This is a genomic window from Sutterella sp., from assembly GCF_052272535.1.
Classification (GTDB): Bacteria; Pseudomonadota; Gammaproteobacteria; order Burkholderiales; family Burkholderiaceae_F; genus Sutterella.
In genome coordinates, this window is record NZ_DAVZJY010000222.1 from 1 (window position 1) to 3,657 (window position 3,657).

Here is a 3,657-nt window from a genome sequence, read left to right on the forward strand (position 1 = left end):
CCGCCCCGGCCGGCCGATTCCGGCAGCGCCGGCCTAGAGCTTCATCTCGCGGGGCGTCTCGGGGCGCTCCGCCGCGGGAAGCGCCGCGCGCTCCCGTTCGGCCCGGGCGACCTTCCTCTGGATGCGCATCACCGACCAGGTCTGCAGCAGCACCGAGGCGCCGATGCAGCTGATCCCGAAGTAGAACGAGGGCCCAAGGTCGCGCGCCTCGTGGAAGATGATCATCGCGAGGATGATCGAGTAGACGGGCTCGAGGTTGTAGGTGAGGTTCACCGTGAAGGCCGAGATCCGCTCGAGCGCCTGGATCTGCAGCAGGTACATGCCGATCGTGCAGAAGGAGGCGAAGATGAGGAGGTAGAGGATGTCGACGCCGACGGGGAAGAAGGGCTCCGCGGGCGTGAGCATTCGGTAGGCCGGCAGCAGCAGGAGCGCGCCGGCGAAGCCCCCGAGGAGCTGCCAGCTCATCACGGTCTGCGCGCGGTACTTCGCTTTGTACTTCCTGAAGAAGACCGCGAGGACGGCGGCGGCCGCGGCCGAGGTGATGCCGAGGAGAATGCCCGTGCGGTACTGCGTGTCGAAGTGAAAGATGAAGGAGATGCCGACGAGCGTGATCACCGAGAAGGCGATCTCCTTGAGGCTTACGCGCGTGCGGGTGAGGAGGGGTTCCACGAGCGCCGTGAAGAACCCCATCGAGGAGAAGGCGACGATCGCGATCGAGACGTTCGAGGCCTTGATCGACGCGTAGAAGAGCGTCCACTGCAGCATGAGGAGCGCGCCCACGAGCATGATCCCGATCTTGTCGCGGCGCGAGACCGCCTCGGCCGTGCGCCGCCAGGCGATCCACCCCCAGAGAAGCGCGCTCGCGATCACGATGCGCCAAAAGACGATGAGGCCGGGGGAGAGCGAGAGAAGCTTGCCGAAGATGCCCGTCCAACCGGCGAGGAGGACGGAGAGGTGAAGCTCCAGAAAGGCTTTCTTCATGAGAAGTGTGTGTGGGGGGGCGATGTGGTGCGGCCGGGCCGCGGCGGAGAAATGGGGTCGGCGGGATGATAGATCGAAAAGACGCACGAAAATGGTGCGGCTAGGGATCTTCCGGAGCCGGAGCGACCTGAAAAAATTGTCACATCCGCGCCGTTTGTGTTAAAACAAGGGTGCAGACTGGGATGTCATTTGATTGAAGTCTTACGATTGTGGATCGATTCCGGCAAGGGAGGCGTGATGACGAACACCAATGCTTCGAACCATGGAGGGCGCGAGCCCCGGGCGTGGGGACGGCTCATTCTCTTCGTCCTCTTCCTGATGCTGCTCGCTGCGGTGTTGAAGGGCATGGGTTGGTGCATTGGCGGCGTGTGTGACATCGGGACGGACATGCTCTCCAAGTAGACGGTTCGCCCGCTCCCTGTGCTCCGTCCGGAACTCCCTGAACACCGAATTCAGAACGCTCGGCGCTCCCTGAAGCTTTCTCCACGACGAGGAGGCTTCTCCGGGAGCGCTCTGCAATTGCACTGATTTCCGCAGCTCTGCGGGGAGCCCTTCGAGCCATGCCCGCCCATTGCGACGCCAGTCTTTCCACCCGCCTCCGGGGCTTTCCGCCCGTCGTGGGCGAGGCGCCGAGGATCCTCATTCTCGGGAGCATGCCGAGCGCGGCCTCGATCGCCGCGCAGGCCTACTACGCCCATCCGCGCAACCGCTTCTGGCCAGTGATGGGCGCGGTCTTCGGGTTCGATGCGGGTGCGGCCTACGGCGAAAGGCTCGAAGCGCTCGAAGCGCGAGGCGTCGCGCTCTGGGACACGATCGAGAGCTGCGAGCGCACGGGAAGCCTCGACGCGGCGATCCTGCGTCCGATCCCGAACGCCGTCGCGGCGCTCCTCGAAGAGTACCCGTCCATCGTCCGCGTGGCGTTGAACGGCGCGAAGTCGGCGGACGTCTGGCGGCGCTTCGGTGCGCCGACGCTCTCGCCCAATCGGCTCGCCCGGCTCCGGGTTGAAGTCTGTCCTTCTACGAGCCCCGCCAACGCCCGGTGGCGTCTTGAAGATCTCGTGCGGGTCTGGCGCGCCGCGCTTCTCGGGTGATTGTCCACACGCCGCCCTCCCGGGTTGTCCACAGCCTTTTCATGGATTGCCTAAATTATAGGCAGTCGAAGACGGGCCGTATTTCTAGGCGAAAGAGACTTTTCCACAGGCTTCTCCACCCGAGTTGTGCAGAAAGATTGTGGAAAAGGAGAAGGCCCGGCGACGGGGCGGAGAGCGTTTCGGGCCCGAACTTTTCCTACAAAAACAGGGCGGTTTCCTTGAAAAGAAGCGGACGGCCGAAGTCGCCTCCGTCCGTCCGTCCGTCGTCCGTCTGTTGGAAAAGGTCTTCTGCGCGGAGCCTATCGTCCGAGCGCCGCCTTCGCGGCCGCTTCGCCCGCGGCGCGCCCGGAGGTCCAGGCGATCAGGAGCCCCGTGCCCGGCTCATAGACGCGGTTGTAGAAGGCGCGGTTCGCCATCTCGCCCACGGCCCAGAGGCCGGGGACGGGCTTCCCGGCGGCGTTGAGGACGCGCCATTGTCCGTCGGTCTTCACGCCGCCCAGCGTGCCGCCGATCACGGGCTTCACGCGCACGGCGTAGAAGGGCGCCTTGGTGAGGGGCGTGAGGTTCCCCGGGGCCTTCCCCATCACGGTGTCGCGCCCTTGGGCCGCATCGGCGTTGTAGCGCTCCATCGTCTTGGCGAGGTTCTGCGCGGGCACGCCCATGCGGCGCCCGAGCTCCTCCCAGGTGTTGCTGTTCACGGCGGTGTCGTAGCCGAAGTAGGCCATCAGGACGTTCGCCTTCTCGTAGTCGGTGCTGTCAAGAAGGAGCCACGCGTCGCGCTGTTCGCTCAGCGCGTCGCCGATCACGGGGAGGTCCTCCTTCACGAACCGCTCGCCCCGGTCGTTGACGAGCGTGATTCCCGCCCAACCCTTGGGGCCGAGCATCGCGGGGATCATCGGCGCGTAGGCGGGGGTGATGCCGGCGCCCACGGGCCAGCTGTCGGCGACTTCGACGCCGCCCGCAACGCGCGCGAGGTCGAGCCCGTCGCCCGTGATGGTTTTCGGCGCGGCGCCGAGATCGGTGAAGGCGGCCCAGCGGGGCGCGCGCTCGGCGACCTTCATGAGGTCGGAGGCGAAGCCGCCCGTGGCGAGCACGACGGCCTTGGCGCGGAATTCAAAGCGGTTGACGCCGTCGGAGGCCGCCGCCCCGGCGACGCGCCCGGATTCGTCGGTGAGGAGCTTCCAGACGGGCGTGCCGGTGAGGACTTTGGCGCCCGCCTTCTGCGCATGGGCGAGGAGCTTCGCCGTCTGCGCCTCGCCCGCCGGGGCGCTCTTTTCGACGCCGCGCGGCAGGAGCGCATAGGCGCCGATGCCGTCCACGGCCGAGGCGTCCGCGGCGAACTGCAGCCCCACGTTCTTCGTGAGCCACTCGACCGTGGCCGCGCTCTGATTCACCAGGTCTTCGACGCGGCGCGCGTCCGGGTATTGGGCCGACCCGCCGCGCACGGAGCGCTTCTGATCCTCGAGCCAGACCTTCACGAGGCCCGCCGGATCGGCCGGAGTGCCCGAAGCCCGCTGCAGCGCCGTTCCCGCGGCGGTGAGGCGCCCCTCGGCGAGCGCGCCCGTGCCGCCCGCCTTCGGGGCCT

The 3,657-nt window shown here is 67.1% G+C and carries 4 protein-coding genes; 2 read left to right on the forward strand and 2 right to left on the reverse strand.

All coding sequences use genetic code 11. The features are described from left to right. Positions 1-33 precede the first annotated feature (33 nt). Positions 34-981, reverse strand: coding sequence for a DMT family transporter (locus tag ACT6Y9_RS09425; RefSeq protein WP_295479373.1), 948 nt, complete (start codon positions 979-981; stop codon positions 34-36). Positions 982-1,218: 237 nt separating this feature from the next. Between ACT6Y9_RS09425 and ACT6Y9_RS09430 the strand changes: the two genes are divergently transcribed. Further along, positions 1,219-1,383 (forward strand): hypothetical protein, encoded by a 165-nt coding sequence (locus tag ACT6Y9_RS09430; protein ID WP_295479370.1) that lies wholly within the window; start codon positions 1,219-1,221, stop codon positions 1,381-1,383. Positions 1,384-1,541: 158 nt separating this feature from the next. Then, positions 1,542-2,072, forward strand: a complete 531-nt coding sequence (locus ACT6Y9_RS09435; protein WP_443744337.1) for a DNA-deoxyinosine glycosylase — start codon at positions 1,542-1,544, stop codon at positions 2,070-2,072. A gap of 299 nt (positions 2,073-2,371) precedes the next feature. Here the strand turns inward: ACT6Y9_RS09435 and ACT6Y9_RS09440 are convergent. Beyond that, on the reverse strand, positions 2,372-3,657 hold a 1,286-nt coding region (locus ACT6Y9_RS09440; RefSeq protein WP_443744338.1), incomplete at its 5' end, for an FAD-dependent oxidoreductase.